We start from the raw sequence: 21,912 nt of genomic DNA on the forward strand, positions 1-21,912 counted from the left end.
TACGTCTTTTTGTGTGAATTGATTATAATAAAAGTGATACTATATAGTAATGTAAAACATTAAAGACATTTACCTATTATGTACAACTTACATAGAGTGGAAAGGAGTATCTATTTTGAAATTAATCGTTGGTTTAGGAAATCCTGGAAAAGAATATGACCGTACTCGCCATAACATAGGATTTATGGCAATTGATAAAATTGCCGAACAGTTTATGATTTCATTAGATAAAACAAAGTTTAACGGAATATATGGAACAGGTATAATAAGAGGAGAAAAAGTCATATTATTAAAGCCTCTAACATATATGAATTTATCAGGAGAAAGTATTCGCCCGTTAATGGACTATTTTGATATAGACGTCGAAGACTTGCTTGTTATTTACGATGACTTAGATTTACCGTGCGGAAAAGTAAGATTGCGTACAAAAGGAAGTCCAGGCGGCCATAATGGAATAAAATCAATTATTCAGCATTTAAAAACCCAAGAGTTTAACCGAATTCGTATTGGAATTGATCGTCCGAAAAACGGTATGAAAGTAGTTGACTATGTACTAGGACGCTTTACAGAAGATGAAATGGTTCATATGGAAGAAGCGATGAAAACGTCTGTGCACGCGAGTGAAGACTTTTTAGGTAAAACGTTCTTAGAAGTAATGAATCGCTATAATTAAGCGGAATAAAATTTCTCTCAATCGTCCATACTAACACTAAAAGATTTGGGAGGATTTGTATGTCTATTCATTATTTCTGTAGACATTGTGGCGCAAAAGTCGGTATGATAGAAAAGACAGCTCACAATACAGAAGCACTCGGTTTTAATCACCTGACCGCAGATGAACGAAAAGACTTTATTCACTACCATAATAGTGGAGACATCGTGGTTAAAATTATTTGTGAAGACTGTCAAGAAGCGCTAGAACGAAATCCAGACTATCATCAGTACGAAACATTTATACAATAAAAAGCTTTGGTCTCAAACCAAAGCGTTTTTCTGTTTAGTTTAGACATATCATGGGAGGAGGGAATTCCTTTGCGAGGGATTAGACAGCAATTTGAAGAAAATAAAGAAATTGGAGCTGTTGTCAGCAGTTTAGAAGAAGGTTTGAAAGAACAGTTAGTAACGGGAATTTCCGGTTCAGCTCGATCTGTATTAATGGCACTCTTAAATGAGGATAAAAAATACCCCTTATTAGTAGTGACTCATAATTTATATCAAGCCCAAAAAGTGTATGAAGACCTTTTACACCTTTTACCGGAAAAAGACGTTTTCTTATACCCTGTTAACGATTTAGTTGCTACAGAAGTGGGGATTGCAAGTCCAGAATTAAAGGCTCAGCGAATTGAAGTACTCAATTATTGGAGTCAACATACAGGTGGAGTAGTTGTAACGCCGCTTGCAGGGATTCGAAAGCTGCTACCTCCTAAAGCAAGATGGGAGCAAACGCAGCTGCCGTTTCAAATGGGAATTGACATCGACGTTGATCATTATTTAAAAAGGTTAGTTGAGTTGGGCTATGAGCGGGCATCGATGGTTTCAGCTCCGGGTGAGTTTAGTGTGCGCGGAGGAATCATTGACATCTATCCGTTAACAGAAGAGCTACCTGTCCGAATTGAACTATTTGATACGGAGATTGATTCCATTCGTACTTTTACAATCGAGGATCAACGCTCTCAAGAGCAGTTAAAAGAAATTTCAATCGGTCCTGCTACGGAAATCATTGTGAACCAAAATGAAGTGGCCCAAGGAATTGAAGAACTAGAAGCACAGCTGGCTTCGACGCTGCAACAAGTAAAAAACGCAGCGCTAAAAGCTACCTTAACAGAAAATATTAAAGGTGAAATCGAACAGCTGCGTCAAGGTCAGCTTCTTGAAAATATGTTCAAGTATTTATCATTCTTCTACGAATCGCCTGCTAGTTTACTAGATTATTTACCAGAAGGCGGCCTTGTCATCTTTGATGAAACCACTCGAATTCAAGAAACGTCTGATCAGCTTGAAACAGAGGAAGCTGAATGGATAACTGAATTATTAGGACAGGGGCAAATTGTTCGAGACGTTCAATTATCTCATAAGCTCCCATCTCTTATTCAGCGAGCAAAACATCAGTTTTTATACTTATCGTTATTTTTGAAGCACGTATCGTATACGAGTCCGCAAAATATTATTAATATTTCATGTAAGCAGATGCAGCAGTTTTACGGCCAAATGAACTTATTAAAAAGTGAAATTGAACGTTGGAAAAATGCTAATTATACGGTAGTCCTCTTAGGAGCAGATAAAGAGCGCGTGAAAAAACTTGAAGGTGTGCTAGCAGATTATGATATTGATTCATCTATTTTAGATGGAAATGGTCAGCTTGTGCCAGGTCTTGTTCAAATTATTGAAGGCGATTTACAAATGGGCTTTGAACTGCCGATGCAAAAATTAGCTGTTTTAACCGAGGAAGAATTGTTTAAAAAACGGGTAAAGAAATCAAAGCGTCGTCAAAAGCTTTCCAATGCAGAACGTATTAAAAGCTATTCAGAGTTAAACGTAGGTGACTATGTCGTTCACGTGAACCACGGTATTGGCCGTTATTTAGGAATGGAAACGTTAGAGATTAACGGTAATCATAAAGATTATATCCATATCAAATATGAAGGCTCTGACAAGCTGTACGTTCCTGTTGAACAGATTGATCAAGTACAAAAATATGTAGGCTCTGAAGGGAAAGAGCCAAAAGTATATAAACTTGGTGGAAATGACTGGAAAAAAGTGAAACGAAAAGTTGAGTCTTCTGTTCAAGACATCGCTGATGACTTAATTAAACTGTATGCAGAGCGTGAAGCAAGTAAAGGTTATGCATTTTCCCCGGATGGCGATTTACAAAGAGAATTTGAAACAGCTTTCCCTTATCAAGAAACCGAAGATCAGCTTCGTTCTGTACAAGAAATTAAAAAGGATATGGAACATGAAAGACCAATGGATCGTTTGCTTTGTGGAGATGTTGGATATGGAAAAACAGAAGTAGCCATTCGTGCTGCATTTAAAGCTGTGACAGATGGAAAACAAGTGGCTATTTTAGTGCCAACCACTATTTTAGCTCAGCAGCACTATGAAACCATCCGTGAGCGTTTTCAAGACTATCCAATCAACATTGGGCTATTGAGCCGCTTTCGCAGCCGTAAACAGCAGCAGGAAACAATTAAAGGGCTAAAAAACGGGACCGTAGATGTAGTGATTGGTACACATCGTTTACTATCTAAAGACGTGATTTATAAAGATTTAGGGTTGTTAGTTATCGATGAAGAGCAGCGTTTTGGTGTAACGCACAAGGAAAAAATCAAGCAAATGAAAGCAAACGTTGATGTCCTTACACTTACGGCAACACCTATTCCACGAACATTACATATGTCTATGTTGGGCGTAAGGGATTTGTCTGTTATTGAAACGCCGCCTGAAAATCGTTTTCCGGTTCAAACATATGTAGTGGAGTATAATCCGGTTCTAGTTCGTGAAGCGATTGAGCGCGAGTTAGCACGTGATGGCCAAGTTTACTTTTTATATAATCGCGTAGAAGATATTGAACGAAAAGCAGAAGAAATTTCGATGCTCGTGCCTGATGCTAGGGTAACGTATGCTCACGGAAAAATGAATGAAACAGAACTCGAAGCGGTTATTTTAAGCTTTTTAGAAGGCGAATATGACGTTATTGTTAGTACAACTATTATCGAAACAGGAGTAGATATTCCAAATGTAAATACGCTCATTGTCAACAATGCTGATAAGATGGGATTATCACAACTGTATCAATTAAGAGGGCGCGTAGGTCGTTCAAATCGCGTGGCATATGCGTACTTTACGTATCATAAAGACAAAGTACTGACAGAAGTAGCTGAAAAGCGTCTGCAAGCTATTAAAGAATTCACCGAATTAGGTTCTGGTTTTAAAATTGCTATGCGTGATCTTTCAATACGTGGCGCCGGAAACTTACTGGGTGCTCAGCAGCATGGATTTATCGATTCTGTCGGTTTCGATCTCTACTCACAAATGCTTAAAGAAGCGATAGAGGAAAGACGCGGGTCTGACGGAGAAAGTGTGAAATTTAATGTGGAAATGAATCTGGACTTAGACGCGTATATCCCTGATCAGTACATTACAGACGGCCGCTTGAAAATTGAGATGTATAAGCGCTTTAGAGGAATTGAAGCACTAGAGGATATTCAAGAATTGCAAGATGAAATGATTGATCGTTTTGGAGAGTATCCGGCTGAGGTTGAGTATTTGTTTAAAGTAGCTGAAACAAAAGTATATGCAACGCAGAACTTAGTAGAATCTATTCTTCAGTCAAAACAAGAAATTTCTATTCTGCTTTCTGAAGAAGCGAGCTCAACGATAGACGGCCAAAAGTTATTCATGCTAGGTGATCAATTTGGCAGAATGGTCAGCTTAGGTATGGAAGGCAAGAAAGTAAAATTAGTGGTTAACGTAAAAGGACTTGCTCAAAAAGAATGGCTCAATATTGTGTATCAGTTAGTAAAAGGAGTAGCCACTGTTAAAAAAGAACAAGTTACGAATTAAAGCAGGCAAGGACAAAAGTATTTTAGTTAAAGGAAAATCCGAACGATGAATTGAGGTTCTTGGTAAAGAATCCAACTCGTTCGGATTTTTTTATTGATATGGTGAACGCAAGTTTCATGTATATGGCTCCTTCTAGCTGGTGATTGGGGGGCAATACGAAGACTCCTGCGGGATAGGTTTAGTTAGTTATGTCCCAGCCTCTTTTGTATAGTCAAAATAAAAATATCCAAATCCCCATGTTTTGGCGGTTTTTTGGACATTTTTTTAATAAAAGCACACTTTTTAACAAAAAAAGAGATGGTTGGTGAATAGAAGTTGTAGAGTGAAGAATACTAACCTCAACAAAGGTGAACCTTTTATCATATAGCCATCAGTGATATTCACCAACTATTTTAATCATCATATGAAAGAGAGGCTTCAATGAATGAAAGCAACAGGTATTGTTCGTCGTATTGATGATTTGGGTCGCGTTGTGATTCCAAAAGAAATTAGAAGAACACTTCGCATCCGAGAGGGAGACCCGCTAGAGATTTTCGTCGATCGCGATGGAGAAGTTATTTTAAAGAAATATTCGCCAATTAGTGAACTAGGAGATTTTGCAAAAGAGTATGGCGAAGCGCTATACGATAGCTTAGGTCATCCTGTACTTATTTGTGACCGCGATGTATTTATTGCGGTAGCAGGAAGCTCTAAAAAAGAATACTTAAATAAAAACATTAGTTCTTTAGTAGAATCTGTTATGGAAAGTCGCAGTTCTTCTTTAGTAACTGATGGGAAAAACCTTGAATTTGTCGATGGATACGAAGAAAATATTTCTTCTTACACAATCGGTCCGATTATTGCAAATGGAGATCCGATTGGAGCCGTTGTCATTTTCTCAAAAGAGAAGTCTCTTGGTGAAGTAGAGCATAAAGCAGCCGAAACGGCAGCTAGCTTCTTATCTCGTCAAATGGAGCAGTAAGCGTAATTATCTTTATTTTACATTATTTACTGAAAAGGTAGCAGTTTCTGCTGCCTTTTTTCATGCTGTCTTACCTTAGAAATAAAGAGAACATGATATAATGGTACGGTATTTTATTTATTGGAAAGTGCAGGATGTTTTATAAGAACAAAGCTCTATTCTATTGCGGTTAGCGGCTAATAAAAAGAGCTGTTCACATCATTACAAGCTGCAGGTGAAAGGTGTAGGAATGCAGAAACAATCAAAGCTCTATTCTATTTTTAACGGCGCTATTATTTTAACGCTCGCAGGTTTATTTACGAAAATCTTAAGTGCCACTTATCGTATTCCATATCACCATATTGCGGGAGATATAGGGTTTTATATCTATCAGCAAGTTTATCCGCTATATGGAATTGCGCTACAGCTAGGTACATATGGTTTCCCTGTAATTATTTCAAAGTTAGTAGCTGATTATGCGGCAACAAATCGGAGAAAGGAAATACGGGGAATACTTCAAGTTTCGTTTGCTTTTTTGTTTGTAGTAGGCTGCACGATATTTGCGTTCGAATATATCTTTGCAGAAACAATCGCCGAATGGATGGGAGATCGGGAGTTAACGATTCTCATTCAAATTATTTCATTTTCCTTTTTATTTATTCCGTTTATTGCTGTTATTCGTGGTTATTATCAAGGATTATATAATATGTTTCCTACAGCGCTGTCTCAAATCGCAGAACAAGTTGTGCGAGTAGGGACTATTTTGTATCTATCTATTTTCTTTGTGCACCATGGGTATGGTCCTTATACTACGGGGGCTGGAGCAATTTTTGGCTCCATAACAGGCGGTCTAACATCTCTTATTGTTTTGTTTTTATTTGTTTTTAGAACAAAGACAAATTCTAAGGGAATGTTTCAACGTATAAAGAAAGCAGACGTCAAAAAAATAGTAAAAGTCCTGGTTATTCAAGGTTTATTAATTTGTGTTAGCGGTATGGGTCTGCTGTTTATCCAGCTTATTGACTCCTTTACTTTATATTCTAGTCTAACGGCGCACGGCATGGCTGAAGAAGCAGCACAAATTTTAAAAGGTATTTACGACCGCGGTCTTCCGTTGATTCAATTAGGTACAGTAGTAGGTACAGCTTTTTCGCTTTCGCTTGTACCCGTTATTTCTTCAGCAATTGCGAAAAAGAACCTTTCATTTGTGGTTGAAAAAGTTCAGCTGTCTCTCCGTCTATCGCTTGTAGTCGGAGTTGGAGCAGCTTTTGGCTTGATTGCGCTGATGAAACCCATTAATATGCTTCTATACGGTGACTCCCACGGAACGGACGTTTTACAAATTTTGAGCTTGTTAGTTATATTTACAACCGTAGCAGCAACTGCTGGAGCTGTGCTGCAGGGGATGGGAGCTGTTTTCGCACCTGTAATAGCCGTCATCGCTGGCATGACGGTTAAACTGATATTGAATCTTTGGCTAATACCAGATTTTCAAACCGTAGGAGCAGCCATTGCTTCCTCTGCTGGATTCGCTATTGTTGCAGCAATCAATCTATTTTGTCTGTATAAAAAGCTAGCTGTGCCTCTTGTTCCGAAAAAGGCGAGTGGAGGTATTTTTATAACAGGCATAGCAATGGTCGTTCTTTTGCAAAGCTATTTATTTTGTTTACATCACTTTGTATGGTCTAATGGTTTAGATACAAGCAAACAAGTGGTTGAAACAGGAGCTGGTGTTTTAATAGGCGGTTTGTTTTATTTGTTTATCATTATGAAACAACATATTTTTACCGAAGAGGAATTACGTTTACTTCCAATGGGAAGTGTTTTAGCTAAATATGTATTAAAAAATAAATAAGAAGGTGAAGCAATGACAGGTAAAGTAACAGTTATTGGTTTAGGAGCAGGCGATTTAGAGCAGCTACCTGTAGGTATCTATCGCTTGCTACAGCAGGAAAAGCATATTTATATGCGCACAAAAGAACATCCTGTAATCAAAGAGTTAGAAAGTGAAGGTTTAACGTATGTATCCTATGATGACGTATACGAATCTCATGATGCATTTGAAGAGGTATATGAACATATATCAAATGATTTAATCGATAAAGCTTCAATAGAAGAAGTGGTGTATGCCGTTCCCGGGCACCCTTTAGTGGCAGAACGTACGGTTCAATTACTTTTACAAAAAGGAAAAGAATGCAGCATTCCTGTTGAAATTAAAGGGGGACAAAGCTTCTTAGACCCAATTTTTGGGGCATTAAAGATTGATCCTATTGAAGGGTTTCAGCTGCTAGACGGAACAGATTTAAAGCGAAACGAAATAGAATTAACGGGTCATGTTCTAATTGCTCAAGTGTACGATCAGTTCGTTGCTTCAGAGGTAAAGCTAACGCTGATGGAACACGTTCCTGATGATTATCTCGTTTACATTGTAACGGCAGCGGGAAGCTGTGAAGAAAAAATCCAGCCGGTCAAGCTGTATGAATTAGATAGAGAAATGTCGCTCAATAACTTAACAACTATCTATGTCCCTCCAGTAGCGGACGAAACAATTTTATACCATCAATTTGACGCATTCAGAAGGATTATTGCCACGCTCAGAGGGCCAAACGGATGTCCTTGGGATCAAAAACAAACGCATGAATCGCTCAAGCGCTATTTGCTAGAAGAGTCTTATGAGTTATTAGATGCAATTGACCGCCAAGATGACGATAATATGATTGAAGAGCTCGGTGATGTACTGCTGCAAGTATTGCTTCATGCACAAATTGGTGAAGATGAAGGAATGTTTTCAATTGATGATGTTATTCGCAGTGTTTCAGAGAAAATGGTAAGACGCCATCCGCACGTATTTGGGGAAGTGAGCGTGAAGGATGCAGATGAGGTCTTAAAAAATTGGGATGAAATCAAAAAAGAAGAAAAAGGAGAGGAACCTTCTTCTCTATTAGCTTCTGTACCCGGGGCTATGCCTTCTTTAATGAAAGCGCACGGGTACCAAAAACAAGCTGCAAAAGTTGGTTTCGATTGGTCAGAAGTTGAACCTATGTGGGAAAAAGTACAGGAAGAACTTGCTGAATTCCAAGAGGAAGTACAGCATGCTGATAAAGAAAAAATGAGCGATGAATTTGGAGATATTTTATTTACTTTAGTGAATATTGCAAGATTTTATAAAATTGACTCTGAAGCTGCATTAGCTAAAACGAATACAAAATTTTTAAATCGATTTCAATATATTGAAGAAAAAGTGAAAGCTTCTGAAAAATCATTTGAATCTTTTTCGTTAAAAGAGTTAGATGAATTTTGGGAAGAAGCCAAAAAAACAGGTTTGTAAAACAGAAAGGTGAGGGAATTATGAGGTTAGATAAATTTTTAAAAGTATCACGTTTAATTAAGCGCCGTACATTAGCAAAAGAAGTATCAGACAAGGGCCGTATTACGATTAATGGTATCGTCGCAAAAGCAAGCACAAATGTGAAAGTAGGAGATGAATTAGCCATCACATTTGGTACGAAGAAAATTACCGTTAAAATAGAGGCTCTTCAAGAAGCAGCTAAAAAAGAAGAAGCGGCTAATTTGTACTCAATTGTCAAAGAAGAGCGTATTTCATCTGAAGTATAACTGATGAAGGCTTGTTCTAAATCACCTTTCTCATTCATATGTTTTAAACAACAGATAACAAGAGCGAATGCTCTTAATGAATGAGGTGGGGATGAAGATATGAGCCAATTTTACGAAACAAGCAATTCAAACAAAGACCATACTCCAAATCATGATTTAGTGATGAAGGGTCGGCGTCTCTTAGATATCACGGGTGTGAAGCAGGTAGAGAGCTTTGACAATGAGGAATTTTTACTTGAAACAGTGATGGGTTTCTTGTCAGTTAGAGGGCAAAATCTGCAAATGAAAAATTTAGACGTTGATCAAGGAATTGTATCGATAAAAGGAAAAATCTTTGATATAGTTTACTTAGATGAGAACCAATCGGAGAAGGCTAAAGGATTCTTTAGTAAGTTGTTTCGATGAGTTTAAACATTCAGCTCTATACAATGCTTGCGATGGTATCGATGGGAAGCGGTTTAGGTGCTTCTCTCGATACTTATCGTTACTTTGTTAATCGCTCTAAATCACGCCCATGGTTTGTATTTGTGAATGACGTATTGTTTTGGATGGTGCAAGCTCTTCTCATTTTTTATGTGTTGTTTTTAGTGAATGAAGGAGAACTGCGTTTGTATGCGTTTCTTGCTTTGTTTTGCGGCTTTGCCGCGTATCAAAGCTTATTTCAATCACTGTATTTAAAAGTATTAACATTTACTGTCTCGAGCGTATTAAGTTTATATCGAGGTGTTTTAACACTTAGTAATATTTTTTTGGTCAAGCCTATCCGCTTCTTTATTCATATTCTACTTGTAGTCGCTTTAGGGATCTACCGAGCTGTTCATAAGCTGCTCGTATTCTGTCTAAAGCTTATTTACGTACCGGCCAGGTGGGTTCTTTTCGTATTTTGGAGAATGTTGCCTAAACCTGTAAAACGATTTTTACATATGGGTTTTCGGTATATAGAAGGAATTTACAATCGTGCAAAGAATATGATAATGAGAGTCGTTGCATGGGTGAACACTTTAAAAAACAAGGGGGACGACTAATTCAATGAGTGCGATACGAAAAAAAAAGGTCGCGAAGTTAAATACTGATTATAGCCATAAACAAGAGCAAATTAAACAAAATACAGATCGAAAGCGTATCGGTTTAATTAGGCGTTTGACTGTTTTCGGAGTGTTGGCCTTAATCATTGGTGGATTGATGGTATCAGCTTTAATTACGCAAACCTCAGCTATTGAGAACAAAAAAGCTGAGAAGGTGAAATTAGAACAGCAGCTGACAAAATTACAAAGCAAGCAAAAACAGTTAAAAGGTGAAATCGTCAAGTTAAATGACGATGATTATATTAAAAAGATTGCCCGCAGAGATTATTTTTTATCAGAAGACGGGGAAATTATCTTTAATGTAAAAAAAGACTAAACGTATGGTTCGTTGACAGTGTATTTTTGCTTTTTGTATAATATAATAAATTGATTTCTTTTATCATTTAAGGAGGAGCATTTTTTTTATGTCAATCGAAGTAGGCAGCAAGTTACAGGGAAAGGTAACAGGTATTACGAACTTTGGAGCTTTTGTTGAGCTACCAGGAGGTTCAACAGGCTTGGTTCATATCAGTGAAGTAGCTGATAATTACGTAAAGGACATTAACGACCATTTAAAAGTGGGCGACGAAGTTGAAGTCAAAGTAATTAACGTTGAGAAAGATGGTAAAATTGGTCTTTCAATTAAGAAAGCGGTAGACAAACCAGAACGTCCAGAAAGACCAGAGCGTCCTGCAAGAGCGCCACGCTCAGACCGTCCACGTGATTCACGCCCACAACGTAATAACAATCGTGGTGGCGGTAATGATTTCCGTACAAAAGAAACATTCGAACAAAAAATGAATCGTTTCTTAAAAGACAGTGAAGAACGTTTATCTTCCCTAAAACGCCATACCGAATCAAAACGCGGTGGACGCGGTGCAAAACGCGGTTAACTTGCTGCTTATATCAAATAGATAGCGAGTTTTTGGAAAGCACCTTTTATCTAAAAGGTGCTTTTTTATATGTAAAAAAGAGTAGAAAAAAAGCATGTACTATTGTACATGCTTTTTGATGACCCGTACGGGATTCGAACCCGTGTTACCGCCGTGAAAGGGCGGTGTCTTAACCGCTTGACCAACGGGCCGTTATTCGAGTAGCGGCGGAGGGGATCGAACCCCCGACCTCACGGGTATGAACCGTACGCTCTAGCCAGCTGAGCTACACCGCCATTATACGTTCTCTAAAAGACATTTATAATAATATAAAAAAGTAAGGTTATTGTCAATAACTTTTTTGTTATTTTTATAGACTTTTATTTGCTTTTAAAAAAGAATGATGAGCATAGGCTTTCTCTTAGGCGAACAGTATCTCTCATATTTTTTAAATCGCCATGTAAGATTGTACATCTTTTTGTATAGTTTTCAATATAATACTAGAAAATAGTCGAACGATTATAGGTATTTTGCTAGTCCGTTTGACAAAATTTCACCTTTCGCCGCGATATAATAACGAATAAGTATAATTAGCGGGTGGTGGGAGAATGCAAAAGACGGAAAGAGATTTTGCAAGTCCAACAACAGAGGCGGTATTTAACCGAACTAGATTAGAAATGTCCCGTGTATTTACAAAGGCGGGTATGAAAACGGAAAAGGTGTTATTTCAATGGGGATTGTTGCTGCTAGTCGTAGGTTTTTTATTAGGACGAGCGTTAATTTTAATGAAAATCATGCCATTTGCTTTGCCATTCTTTGCAGCCGTAATGGCTATAAAGAAAGAAAAAGCACCGTTAGCAAGTTTAGCCGTATTGGCAGGGGCATTTAGTGTTTCCATTCAAAATGGAGGTACCGTATTTGCTACACTATTTGTTTTCTTACTAATTCATCGATTTAGCGGCATACTGACAATGGATCCGTTAAAGAAGCTGCCGTTTACTGTATTTAGCGCGATGTTACTTACAAAACTAACTATTTTTTATGTGTTTACCAAGGAATTCACCATGTATGATTTTACATTTGTGGCAGTAGAAGCAGGGTTGAGCTTTATCTTAACAATGATTTTCTTACAAAGCGTGCCTTTAATTTCATACCGAAAGCGAAAACAATCATTAAAAACAGAAGAAGTGATTTCTCTTATTATTTTGTTGGCATCTGTTATGACGGGGACAATAGGGTGGATGATTTACGGCCTTTCGGCTGAACATATATTATCTCGTTACTTAGTATTAGTTTTTGCGTTTGTATCTGGCCCTACGATAGGAGCTACGGTAGGGGTCGTAACCGGTTTAATTTTAAGTTTCGCGAACGTTTCTAGTTTGTATGAAATGAGTTTACTCGCTTTCTCTGGCTTGCTTGGAGGACTTTTAAAAGACGGTAAAAAGCTAGGAGCAGCTCTGGGGCTGGTTGTTGGCTCATTGCTAATTGGCCTATATGCTCAGGCAGATCAAGGATTGACGACTAATTTGTATGAATCACTGACGGCCGTTGTCCTATTTTTATTAACCCCATCTTTTGTGTTGAAAAACTTAAGTAAACTAGTACCAGGGACATCTGAAAATATGCTTGAACAACAGCAGTACGTGCGTAAGATCCGAGATGTAACAGCGAATCGCGTAGAACAGTTCTCAAATGTTTTTCAAGCACTTTCCAAAAGCTTTACGCAAAATGGATTTTATGATGAAAAGCCAAGCGCGGATAAAGAAGTTGATTATTTCTTAAGCAGCGTTACCGAAAGGACGTGCCAGTTTTGTTTTAAAAAAGAACAATGTTGGGCACAGCAGTTTGATACAACCTATGAATATATGAAGGAAATTATGCTTGAAGTTGATAATGGTACTCTTGAACAAAATCCAAGGCTAATTCGAGAGATGGACAAACATTGTGTGAAATCGAAAAAAGTCATCGATGTGATTGAGCATGAACTGACGTATTTTAAAGCCAATCAGCACTTAAAAGCCCAAATTCAAGAAAGTAGAAGGATTGTAGCAGAACAGCTTCACGGTGTCTCTGAAGTCATGGGGAATTTTGCAAAAGAAATTAAGCGAGAGCGAGAAAATTTAAATGTACAAGAAGAACAGATTTTAGAAGCTCTTCGTAACTTTGGAATGGAAATCAATCAAATTGAAATTTATAGCTTAGAACCTGGAAATGTAGATATTGAAATGTGGGTGCCATATTGTCACGGAAGAGGAGAATGCGAGAAAATTATTGCGCCAATGCTTACAGATATTTTAGGTGAAAGTATCGTAGTAAAGAACGAAGAATGTGCTAAATATCCTCAAGGCTATTGCCACGTTTCGTTTGGCTGTACAAAAGCATACGTTGTTGATACAGGCGTAGCACACGCTGCTAAAGGCGGAGGGTTTGTATCCGGTGACAGCTATTCCATGATTGAGCTAAACGCCGGTAAGTATGCATTAGCTATTAGTGATGGCATGGGAAATGGAGAGCGTGCCCACTATGAAAGCAACGAAACGCTTCAGCTGTTAAAACAAATTTTACAAACAGGAATAGAAGAGACAATTGCAATTAAATCGATTAACTCTATTTTATCGCTGCGTACAAACGATGAGATCTTTTCTACCTTAGATTTAGCGATGATTGATTTACAAGATGCTAATGTAAATTTCTTGAAAATCGGTTCCACGCCAAGCTTCATCAAACGCGGAGATAAGGTTATTAAAATACAGGCAAGCAATTTGCCAATGGGCATTATCGAAGAATTTGAAGTAGATGTTGTGAATGAACAAATGAAGGCGGAAGACTTATTAATTATGATGAGTGACGGCGTATTTGAAGGACCGAAACACGTTGAGAACTACGAAATGTGGATGAAGCGAAAAATTGGCGAGCTTCAAACAAATGATCCACAAGAAATTGCAGACTTAATTATGGAAGAAGTTATTCGAACAAAATCAGGTTTAATTGAAGATGATATGACGGTAGTTGTGGCCAAACTTCAGCACAATACCCCGAAATGGTCATCGATTCCTTCTTACGCTTATCGTAAAAAAGCACAATAGTTAGATAGAAGTATATTTTATCTCCTCCTCGTCTATCATGTTAATACTGATAATGAGGAGGGGATTTTTTTATGAAAAAAGGTACATTGAAACAGATGTTGGTAATTACAGACGGTGGTTCGAATACAGGTGAAGATCCGGTAGCAATGGCAGCACTAGCTAAAGAACAAGGGATTAGTGTAAACGTTATTGGTGTGATGGAAGAGGACACAATTGATGAGCAAAGCACGAATGAAATAGAAGGCATTGCTATGTCAGGCGGTGGCGTTAGCCAAATTGTTTACGTAAAACAGCTGTCTCAAACTGTTCAAATGGTTACAAGGCAGGCAATGACGCAAACACTTCAAGGTGTTGTAAATAAAGAACTTCAGCAAATTCTAGGTTCCTCTAATTCAAGATTAGAAGAGTTATCTCCTGAGAAGCGAGGAGAAATCATGGAAGTTGTTGATGAACTTGGGGAAACGGTTGACTTAGAGATTCTTATTTTAGTTGACATGAGCGGAAGTATGAAAAATAAGCTTCCTACTGTAAAGGAGTCGCTGTTAGATTTATCGTTAAGCTTGAATGCTCGCATGGGGCATAATCAATTTTCAATCTTTTTATTTCCTGGGAAAAAGAAAGATGTAGAGAAGCTAATGGACTGGAATCCAAGATTAGAGTCGCTTTCAACGATTTTTCCAAAACTAACAGCAGGAGGTATTACGCCTACTGGACCGGCTATCAAAGAGGCTACTCATTATTTCACCAAAAAGCGCTCATTGAGAGGGTTGTTAAAAAATAATGAACAATACATTGAAGAATCAGGTATGTAACCTATCTCCGGGAACAGAAATTCAAGGAAAATGGCATCACGTCCATTATAAAATTCTTGAGAAATTAGGCGTGGGAGCCACCGGAGTTGTCTACTTGGTTCAATTAGTCAACGGAACGCTAGCGGCGTTAAAAATAAGCTTTTCCAACATGTCCGTTACAGCAGAAGTGAATGTATTAAAAAAGTTGTCTCAAGTCAAAGACAAAGTGCTAGGACCGCGCTTGCTGGATGTAGATGATTGGAGCTATGGTTCTCACGCTCTTTCTTTCTATGTAATGGAGTATGTGAAAGGGCAGCCTCTCCTTTCTTTTATCTCAACAAGAGGGACAGAATGGCTGCAAGTATTTGCAAGTCAGCTCTTAACAGACTTAGAAAACCTTCATGAAGAAGGGTGGGTATTTGGCGATTTAAAACCAGAAAACCTGGTCGTAACATCTAACCCCGTAAAAGTTCGATGGATTGACGTCGGAGGAACAACTCTGCAAGGGCGGTCAATCAAAGAATTTACCGACTTTTATGATCGAGCGCACTGGGGGCTTGGCTCCCGAAAAGCAGAACCGACCTATGATTTGTTTGCTGTATCCATGGTTTTGATTCACGCAGCTTATGGCAAGCGAATTAATAAAACAGACAAACCGGCTGAACAATTAAAACAATTTATATTAACAACAAAGCAGTTAGAACCTTTCGGAGATGTTTTGTATCAAGCGGTTACGGGAAAGTATAAGTCAGCTAAAGAAATGAAAACAGAGGTGTTATCGGTCGAAAAAAGAAGAGGGGCAAAAAGTAGAGGAACAAAGCCTCAAAACGTTCGTCAACCGTCTGCCCCTCGTGTTAAAGTAAAGAAGAAGCGTTCTCACGTGTTAGAGACGCTACTACTTTGTACGTCTGTAATGTTGATTTATATTTTGTATCTATTTATTCAAGTGCTATAAAGTTTGGAGAAATTGTGAAACTTTCCTTATAGTCATTCGTATAAAGTAAATTAATGATACATTATTGCGTGTACATTATAAGGATGAGTCATTCCTATGGAAAAGCAAGTGAACAATTTTATGACAAAACATCAGTTATTATCCGCAGGCTCTACGGTGATTGTAGGTATTTCTGGTGGTCCTGATTCTTTAGCACTGCTGCATTTCTTATGGAGTCTGAAAGAGCAAAAATCTCTTACGATTATTGCTGCTCATGTTGATCATATGTTCCGGGGCAAAGAGTCACAGCAAGATATGGAATATGTGCAGAACTACTGCAAACAATTGAATATTAAATGTGAAGCGAAGCAGATTGATGTTACTGCCTATCAGAAGGAAAGAAAGTTATCTTCTCAAGTAGCTGCCAGAGAATGCCGCTATACGTTTTTTACTCATGTTATGAAAAAGCACAAAGCAAATCTTCTTGCATTAGGACATCACGGAGATGATCAAATTGAAACGATGTTAATGCGAATGGTTCGAGGTAGTACGATGAATGGATACGCAGGGATGCAGCCCAAGCGACCATATGGGGATGGATTTATTATTAGGCCGTTCCTAGCCGTAACGAAAGAAGAAATCAATCGCTACTGTAAGCTACATGGGCTTACACCTCGAATTGATCCGAGTAATGAGAAAGACTCGTACACGAGAAATCGGTTTCGTCATTACGTTTTGCCATTTTTAAAGCAAGAAAACGCCGCTGTACATGAAAAATTTCAACAATTTAGCGAGAACTTGCATGAAGATCAAGCATACTTAGAGGAATTAACGACCGATGTGATGAATAAAGTAATGAGAAAGAAATTGCAAAATGAAATTCTCATTGATAGAGATTGTTNTGAAGATCAAGCATACTTAGAGGAATTAACGACCGATGTGATGAATAAAGTAATGAGAAAGAAATTGCAAAATGAAATTCTCATTGATAGAGATTGTTTTCTAAGGATACGCAAGCCTTTACAAAGGCGTGGTATTCAACTAATATTAAACTATCTCTATAAAGAAATTCCTCCAACCCTTTCCTCAGCGCATGTTGACACGTTAGTAGGATTTTGTGAAAGTGACAAACCGTCTGGGACGCTTGACTTTCCAAATGGTTTACGCATTATCCGATCTTACAACGACTGTCTTTTCACCTTTAATGAGGGGAACATCGAGCCATATGAATTTACTGTTCCGATTCCAGGGGTCGTCGAGCTTCCAAATGGTCACCAGCTTATTTGTGAAATACATAATAAAGTCGAAGATATAAAAGGAAACGATGTTTTTCTTTTAGATGAAGCTCACGATTTACAATCATTAAAGGTAAGGACACGAAAAAATGGTGATAAAATGCGAGTAAAGGGCATGAAGGGACATAAAAAAGTAAAGGATATTTTTATCGATGAAAAAATCCCTTTACACTTCAGAGATCATTGGCCGGTAGTGGAAGATAGCCAAGGAACTATTTTGTGGCTACCTGGTTTGAAAAAATCTGCTTATGAACTGCATACACATAAGTCCAGATATGTTATTTTATACTATAAGTAGCGAAAACTTCTAGGAGGCAAGTAAGGAATGAAGCAGGATATTCAAGAAATTTTGATTTCAGAAGAAGAAATACAACAGAAAGTAAAAGAATTGGGTAAGCTATTATCTGAGGAATACGCTGACCGTTTTCCTTTGGTAATCGGTGTACTAAAAGGTGCTATGCCTTTTATGTCTGATCTAATTAAGCGTGTTGATACATATTTAGAAATGGATTTTATGGATGTATCAAGTTATGGCAATGCAATGGTTTCTTCTGGTGAAGTAAAAATCCTAAAAGATTTAGATACATCAGTTGAAGGTCGAGACATTCTTATTTTAGAGGATATTATCGACAGCGGCTTAACACTTAGCTATCTTGTGGAGTTATTCAAGTACCGTAAAGCTAAGTCAATTAAGATTGTCACACTCTTAGACAAACCAACAGGTCGTAAAGCAGCTATTAAAGCAGATTATGTTGGATTTGAAGTACCTGATGCATTCGTAGTAGGGTATGGATTGGATTATCAAGAAAAGTATCGTAACCTGCCGTATATTGGGGTTCTCAAACCGCAAGTATACAGCAATTAATAAGCACATATCCAAGTGCAATTTATTGGATAGGATAAATGTTCTATGTTAGTATTGAATACAGTATTTGTTTATCGTGGGAGGAGGTAAGAAATGAATCGGATCTTCCGTAATACCATCTTTTATTTACTTATATTTTTAGTCATTATCGGCGTGGTAAGCTTCTTTAGTGGCTCTAATCAAAAAGCAGAACCAATGAGATACGATACATTTGTTCAACACTTAGACAAAGGTGATGTGAAATCACTCTCTATGAAGCCTGAAAGAGGCGTGTATGTTGTGCAAGGAAAGTTAGATTCTTATAAAAAGGATCAAACGTTCCAAACTTACATCGTAGATGGTGACAAAGCTCTTGATCGTATTGACGCTGCTTCAGAAAATAATCAAGTACAAGTTGATTTTAAACCTGCTGATGAAACAAGCGGCTGGGTAACGTTCTTTACGTCAATCATTCCGTTTGTTATTATTTTCATCCTATTCTTCTTCTTACTGAACCAAGCTCAAGGCGGCGGAAGTCGTGTTATGAACTTCGGTAAAAGTAAGGCTAAGCTTTACAGCGAAGAAAAGAAAAAGGTTAAATTTAAAGACGTAGCTGGTGCAGACGAAGAAAAGCAAGAACTTGTGGAAGTTGTTGAGTTCTTAAAAGATCCTCGTAAATTCGCAGAGCTAGGTGCAAGAATTCCGAAGGGTGTCTTACTTGTGGGACCTCCTGGTACTGGTAAAACATTATTAGCAAGAGCTGTTGCTGGTGAAGCAGGCGTTCCTTTCTTCTCTATCAGTGGTTCAGACTTTGTTGAAATGTTTGTTGGGGTCGGTGCTTCTCGTGTTCGTGATTTATTCGAAAATGCGAAGAAGAATGCTCCATGTATTATCTTTATTGATGAAATCGATGCTGTAGGTCGTCAACGTGGCGCAGGTCTTGGTGGCGGACACGATGAGCGTGAACAAACATTGAACCAATTGCTTGTTGAGATGGATGGTTTTGGTGCTAACGAAGGTATCATTATCATTGCAGCAACAAACCGTCCGGATATCTTAGATCCAGCGTTATTACGTCCAGGCCGCTTCGACCGTCAAATTACGGTAGATCGTCCAGACGTAAATGGCCGTGAAGCAGTACTTAAAGTACATGCTCGCAATAAGCCTTTAGATGAATCAGTAAACTTAAAAGCAATTGCTATGCGTACGCCAGGTTTCTCAGGTGCAGATTTAGAAAACTTGTTAAACGAAGCTGCCTTAGTAGCTGCTAGACAGGACAAAAAGAAAATTGAAATGGTCGACATTGACGAAGCAACAGACCGTGTAATTGCAGGTCCAGCTAAGAAAAGTCGAGTTATTTCTAAAAAAGAACGCAATATTGTTGCTTATCATGAAGCAGGACATACAATTATCGGTGTCGTATTAGACGAAGCTGATATGGTACATAAAGTAACCATTGTTCCACGTGGGCAAGCTGGTGGATATGCTGTTATGTTACCAAAAGAAGATCGCTACTTTATGACGAAGCCAGAGCTGCTGGATAAAATTGTTGGATTGCTTGGTGGTCGCGTAGCTGAGGAAATTATTTTCGGCGAAGTGAGTACAGGTGCTCACAATGACTTCCAGCGTGCAACAAGCATCGCTCGTAAAATGGTAACAGAATACGGTATGAGTGAAAAGTTAGGACCAATGCAATTCGGTCAATCACAACAAGGCCAAGTATTCTTAGGTCGTGATTTACACAGTGAACAAAACTACAGTGATGCGATTGCTCATGAAATTGATAATGAAATCCAACGTTTCATTAAAGAAAGCTATGAGCGTGCGAAGCAGATCTTAACGGAAAACCGTGACAAGTTAGAGCTTGTAGCTCAAACATTGTTAGAGGTAGAAACGTTAGACGCTGAGCAGATCAACCACTTAGTAGATCATGGAACTCTTCCAGACCGTTCTAGTCATGTAACAGATGAAGATGTTAAAGTAAACATCCAAACAAAGACAGACGATGAAGAGCCAAAAGCATAAGACCATAAAAAATCAGTGGAGACTATCTCCACTGATTTTTTTGTTGGCTAGAAGTTAGATTTAGTAAAAGGTTTTTCATATATAGTGGATAAGTAGGATCTACACTAGAGAATTGTGTCATTATATTCCTATTTTATCTAGAATATACACGTCTATTTACCAGTTATGGTATGATGGTTTCAGTGTGAATACTGAATTTATATAAAGTGGTGATTGAAATGATTTTTGTATTAGATGTTGGAAATACGAATACGGTATTAGGCGTATACGATGGAGATGAATTAAAGTACCATTGGCGTGTAGAAACAAGCCGTAATAAAACAGAAGACGAGTATGGCATGACAATCAAAGCCTTGCTTGAGCACGTTAGTTTATCTTTTAAAGATATTCATGGTATTATTATTTCCTCTGTTGTTCCTCCTATTATGTTTGCATTGGAGAGAATGTGTCAAAAGTATTTTCATTTAAAGCCGCTTGTTGTTGGTCCTGGAATTAAGACGGGTTTAAATATTAAATATGAAAATCCACGTGAAGTGGGAGCAGACCGTATTGTAAATGCTGTTGCTGGAATTCAGCTGTACGGAAGCCCTTTAATTATCGTTGATTTTGGTACCGCAACCACGTATTGCTATATTGATGAAAATAAGCAATATATGGGTGGTGCGATTGCCCCTGGTATTAATATTTCGACAGAAGCTCTTTATTCAAGAGCATCTAAGCTTCCGCGAATTGAAATTGCGCGACCAAATAGCATTGTTGGAAAAAATACAGTATCTGCGATGCAAGCAGGTATTTTATATGGATACGTTGGACAAGTAGAAGGAATTGTAGCAAGAATGAAAGAGCAAGCAACAGTAAATCCTAAAGTTATTGCTACTGGAGGACTCGCAACATTGATTGCTAAAGAGTCGGATATTATTGATATTGTGGATCCATTTTTGACTTTAAAAGGATTGCAAATAATTTATACAAAAAATATGGAGTAAGAGGTGTATATTATGGGTGACTATTTAGTAAAAGCACTAGCTTACAATAGTCAAGTTCGCGCTTATGCGGTAAAAACAACGGATACAGTTGGAGAAGCGCAGCGCCGTCACTATACATGGCCTACAGCCTCTGCAGCATTGGGACGTTCAATGACTGCAGGAGTCATGATGGGGGCCATGCTAAAGGGTGAGCAAAAGCTAACAATTAAAATTGAAGGCCGCGGCCCAATTGGCGTTATTTTAGTAGACAGCAATGCTAAAGGGGAAGTGCGTGGATATGTAACGAATCCGCAAACGCACTTCGATTTAAATCAGCATGGGAAATTAGATGTAGCACGTGCTGTAGGTACAGATGGAACGCTAAGTGTCGTAAAAGATATCGGAATGCGTGATCAATTTAACGGACAAGTACCTATCGTATCGGGAGAATTAGGAGAGGATTTCACGTATTATTTTGTGACATCTGAACAAGTCCCGTCTTCAGTAGGTGTAGGTGTACTTGTTAACCCTGATAACACGATCTTAGCTGCGGGCGGATTTATCATTCAGCTTCTGCCAGGAACAGATGATAAAACGATTACAGCTATTGAACAACGCTTACAGACGATTGAACCAATTTCAAAACTGATTCAAAAAGGTCTTTCTCCTGAGGAAATCTTAGAAGAAGTTCTTGGAAAAGAAAATGTAAAGTTTCTGGAGACAATGCCTGTAGAGTTCAAATGTCAGTGTTCAGAAGAAAGAATTGCTAACGCTATTATCAGCTTAGGACAAGAAGAGATTCAATCGATGATTGAGGAAGACGGCCAAGCTGAAGCACAGTGTCATTTCTGTAATGAGACCTATCGTTTTGATAAACAGCAGCTTGAAGAAATGAAAGAACAAGCAATTTAAATGAAA

At 38.1% G+C, this 21,912-nt stretch carries 19 protein-coding genes and 2 tRNA genes; 19 read left to right on the forward strand and 2 right to left on the reverse strand.

Features of this window, described 5'->3' with window-relative positions; translation table 11 throughout:
- The first annotated feature begins 115 nt into the window (after positions 1-115).
- From pth to ACOZIR_RS27165, 11 genes are all read left to right on the forward strand, one after another.
- On the forward strand, positions 116-673 hold the full coding sequence (pth, locus tag ACOZIR_RS27115) for an aminoacyl-tRNA hydrolase (protein ID WP_052942422.1): 558 nt from the start codon (positions 116-118) through the stop codon (positions 671-673).
- 59 nt (positions 674-732) lie between these two features.
- Positions 733-963 (forward strand): anti-sigma-F factor Fin family protein, encoded by a 231-nt coding sequence (locus ACOZIR_RS27120; RefSeq protein WP_013054869.1) that lies wholly within the window; start codon positions 733-735, stop codon positions 961-963.
- 69 nt (positions 964-1,032) lie between these two features.
- Positions 1,033-4,563, forward strand: coding sequence for a transcription-repair coupling factor (gene mfd, locus ACOZIR_RS27125; protein WP_045294815.1), 3,531 nt, complete (start codon positions 1,033-1,035; stop codon positions 4,561-4,563).
- A gap of 424 nt (positions 4,564-4,987) precedes the next feature.
- Complete coding sequence (spoVT, locus tag ACOZIR_RS27130; RefSeq protein WP_028412643.1) at positions 4,988-5,524, forward strand: stage V sporulation protein T; 537 nt, start codon at positions 4,988-4,990, stop codon at positions 5,522-5,524.
- 229 nt (positions 5,525-5,753) lie between these two features.
- On the forward strand, positions 5,754-7,358 hold the full coding sequence (locus tag ACOZIR_RS27135) for a polysaccharide biosynthesis protein (RefSeq protein WP_328119964.1): 1,605 nt from the start codon (positions 5,754-5,756) through the stop codon (positions 7,356-7,358).
- A 12-nt stretch (positions 7,359-7,370) separates the two neighbouring features.
- The gene (gene mazG / locus ACOZIR_RS27140; protein ID WP_421536056.1) at positions 7,371-8,831 is read left to right on the forward strand and encodes a nucleoside triphosphate pyrophosphohydrolase; all 1,461 of its coding nucleotides are present in this window, start codon (positions 7,371-7,373) and stop codon (positions 8,829-8,831) included.
- A gap of 20 nt (positions 8,832-8,851) precedes the next feature.
- Positions 8,852-9,118 carry an RNA-binding S4 domain-containing protein gene (locus tag ACOZIR_RS27145; RefSeq protein WP_013054875.1) on the forward strand — a complete coding sequence of 89 codons (267 nt, stop codon included), beginning with the start codon at positions 8,852-8,854 and terminating at the stop codon, positions 9,116-9,118.
- A 99-nt stretch (positions 9,119-9,217) separates the two neighbouring features.
- Positions 9,218-9,523 carry a sporulation protein YabP gene (gene yabP / locus ACOZIR_RS27150; RefSeq protein ID WP_013054876.1) on the forward strand — a complete coding sequence of 102 codons (306 nt, stop codon included), beginning with the start codon at positions 9,218-9,220 and terminating at the stop codon, positions 9,521-9,523.
- Positions 9,520-10,143, forward strand: coding sequence for a spore cortex biosynthesis protein YabQ (yabQ, locus tag ACOZIR_RS27155; RefSeq protein ID WP_045294809.1), 624 nt, complete (start codon positions 9,520-9,522; stop codon positions 10,141-10,143). The genes yabP and yabQ overlap by 4 nt, the downstream gene beginning before the upstream one ends.
- A gap of 4 nt (positions 10,144-10,147) precedes the next feature.
- Complete coding sequence (locus tag ACOZIR_RS27160) at positions 10,148-10,519, forward strand: FtsB family cell division protein (protein ID WP_045294807.1); 372 nt, start codon at positions 10,148-10,150, stop codon at positions 10,517-10,519.
- An 88-nt stretch (positions 10,520-10,607) separates the two neighbouring features.
- Positions 10,608-11,075, forward strand: coding sequence for a S1 domain-containing RNA-binding protein (locus ACOZIR_RS27165; protein WP_013054879.1), 468 nt, complete (start codon positions 10,608-10,610; stop codon positions 11,073-11,075).
- A 119-nt stretch (positions 11,076-11,194) separates the two neighbouring features.
- Here ACOZIR_RS27165 and ACOZIR_RS27170 read toward each other — a convergent pair.
- Positions 11,195-11,266, reverse strand: a tRNA-Glu gene (locus ACOZIR_RS27170).
- A 10-nt stretch (positions 11,267-11,276) separates the two neighbouring features.
- A tRNA-Met gene (locus ACOZIR_RS27175) sits at positions 11,277-11,350 on the reverse strand.
- A gap of 312 nt (positions 11,351-11,662) precedes the next feature.
- On the opposite strand from ACOZIR_RS27175, the gene spoIIE reads away from it, so the two are divergent.
- The 8 genes from spoIIE (at position 11,663) to hslO (ending at position 21,906) form a co-directional block, all read left to right on the forward strand.
- Entirely contained in the window at positions 11,663-14,140 is a 2,478-nt protein-coding gene (spoIIE, locus tag ACOZIR_RS27180; protein WP_421536057.1) for a stage II sporulation protein E, read from the forward strand.
- A 71-nt stretch (positions 14,141-14,211) separates the two neighbouring features.
- Entirely contained in the window at positions 14,212-14,952 is a 741-nt protein-coding gene (locus ACOZIR_RS27185) for a VWA domain-containing protein (protein WP_013054881.1), read from the forward strand.
- Positions 14,921-15,886 (forward strand): protein kinase domain-containing protein, encoded by a 966-nt coding sequence (locus tag ACOZIR_RS27190; protein WP_034263697.1) that lies wholly within the window; start codon positions 14,921-14,923, stop codon positions 15,884-15,886. The genes ACOZIR_RS27185 and ACOZIR_RS27190 overlap by 32 nt, the downstream gene beginning before the upstream one ends.
- A 96-nt stretch (positions 15,887-15,982) precedes the next feature.
- The gene (gene tilS / locus ACOZIR_RS27195; RefSeq protein WP_421536058.1) at positions 15,983-17,458 is read left to right on the forward strand and encodes a tRNA lysidine(34) synthetase TilS; all 1,476 of its coding nucleotides are present in this window, start codon (positions 15,983-15,985) and stop codon (positions 17,456-17,458) included.
- A gap of 27 nt (positions 17,459-17,485) precedes the next feature.
- Positions 17,486-18,025 carry a hypoxanthine phosphoribosyltransferase gene (hpt, locus tag ACOZIR_RS27200; protein ID WP_028412649.1) on the forward strand — a complete coding sequence of 180 codons (540 nt, stop codon included), beginning with the start codon at positions 17,486-17,488 and terminating at the stop codon, positions 18,023-18,025.
- A 93-nt stretch (positions 18,026-18,118) separates the two neighbouring features.
- Entirely contained in the window at positions 18,119-20,029 is a 1,911-nt protein-coding gene (gene ftsH, locus ACOZIR_RS27205; RefSeq protein ID WP_045294802.1) for an ATP-dependent zinc metalloprotease FtsH, read from the forward strand.
- A 218-nt stretch (positions 20,030-20,247) separates the two neighbouring features.
- Positions 20,248-21,015, forward strand: a complete 768-nt coding sequence (locus ACOZIR_RS27210; RefSeq protein WP_013054886.1) for a type III pantothenate kinase — start codon at positions 20,248-20,250, stop codon at positions 21,013-21,015.
- Between the two features lie 12 nt (positions 21,016-21,027).
- Complete coding sequence (gene hslO / locus ACOZIR_RS27215) at positions 21,028-21,906, forward strand: Hsp33 family molecular chaperone HslO (RefSeq protein WP_045294800.1); 879 nt, start codon at positions 21,028-21,030, stop codon at positions 21,904-21,906.
- Positions 21,907-21,912 lie beyond the last annotated feature (6 nt).

This window comes from Priestia sp. D3YE.R1, assembly GCF_049199565.1.
Classification (GTDB): Bacteria; Bacillota; Bacilli; order Bacillales; family Bacillaceae_H; genus Priestia; species Priestia aryabhattai.

Excerpts from the sequence above, each read along its gene's own strand:
- ACOZIR_RS27120 (WP_013054869.1), top strand. The coding sequence starts at position 733 with ATGTCTATTCATTATTTCTGTAGACATTGTGGCGCAAAAGTCGGTATG.
- spoVT (WP_028412643.1), top strand. The coding sequence starts at position 4,988 with ATGAAAGCAACAGGTATTGTTCGTCGTATTGATGATTTGGGTCGCGTT.
- ACOZIR_RS27135 (WP_328119964.1), top strand. The coding sequence starts at position 5,754 with ATGCAGAAACAATCAAAGCTCTATTCTATTTTTAACGGCGCTATTATT.
- mazG (WP_421536056.1), top strand. The coding sequence starts at position 7,371 with ATGACAGGTAAAGTAACAGTTATTGGTTTAGGAGCAGGCGATTTAGAG.
- ACOZIR_RS27145 (WP_013054875.1), top strand. The coding sequence starts at position 8,852 with ATGAGGTTAGATAAATTTTTAAAAGTATCACGTTTAATTAAGCGCCGT.
- yabP (WP_013054876.1), top strand. The coding sequence starts at position 9,218 with ATGAGCCAATTTTACGAAACAAGCAATTCAAACAAAGACCATACTCCA.
- yabQ (WP_045294809.1), top strand. The coding sequence starts at position 9,520 with ATGAGTTTAAACATTCAGCTCTATACAATGCTTGCGATGGTATCGATG.
- ACOZIR_RS27160 (WP_045294807.1), top strand. The coding sequence starts at position 10,148 with ATGAGTGCGATACGAAAAAAAAAGGTCGCGAAGTTAAATACTGATTAT.
- ACOZIR_RS27165 (WP_013054879.1), top strand. The coding sequence starts at position 10,608 with ATGTCAATCGAAGTAGGCAGCAAGTTACAGGGAAAGGTAACAGGTATT.
- spoIIE (WP_421536057.1), top strand. The coding sequence starts at position 11,663 with ATGCAAAAGACGGAAAGAGATTTTGCAAGTCCAACAACAGAGGCGGTA.
- ACOZIR_RS27185 (WP_013054881.1), top strand. The coding sequence starts at position 14,212 with ATGAAAAAAGGTACATTGAAACAGATGTTGGTAATTACAGACGGTGGT.
- ACOZIR_RS27190 (WP_034263697.1), top strand. The coding sequence starts at position 14,921 with ATGAACAATACATTGAAGAATCAGGTATGTAACCTATCTCCGGGAACA.
- hpt (WP_028412649.1), top strand. The coding sequence starts at position 17,486 with ATGAAGCAGGATATTCAAGAAATTTTGATTTCAGAAGAAGAAATACAA.
- ftsH (WP_045294802.1), top strand. The coding sequence starts at position 18,119 with ATGAATCGGATCTTCCGTAATACCATCTTTTATTTACTTATATTTTTA.
- ACOZIR_RS27210 (WP_013054886.1), top strand. The coding sequence starts at position 20,248 with ATGATTTTTGTATTAGATGTTGGAAATACGAATACGGTATTAGGCGTA.
- hslO (WP_045294800.1), top strand. The coding sequence starts at position 21,028 with ATGGGTGACTATTTAGTAAAAGCACTAGCTTACAATAGTCAAGTTCGC.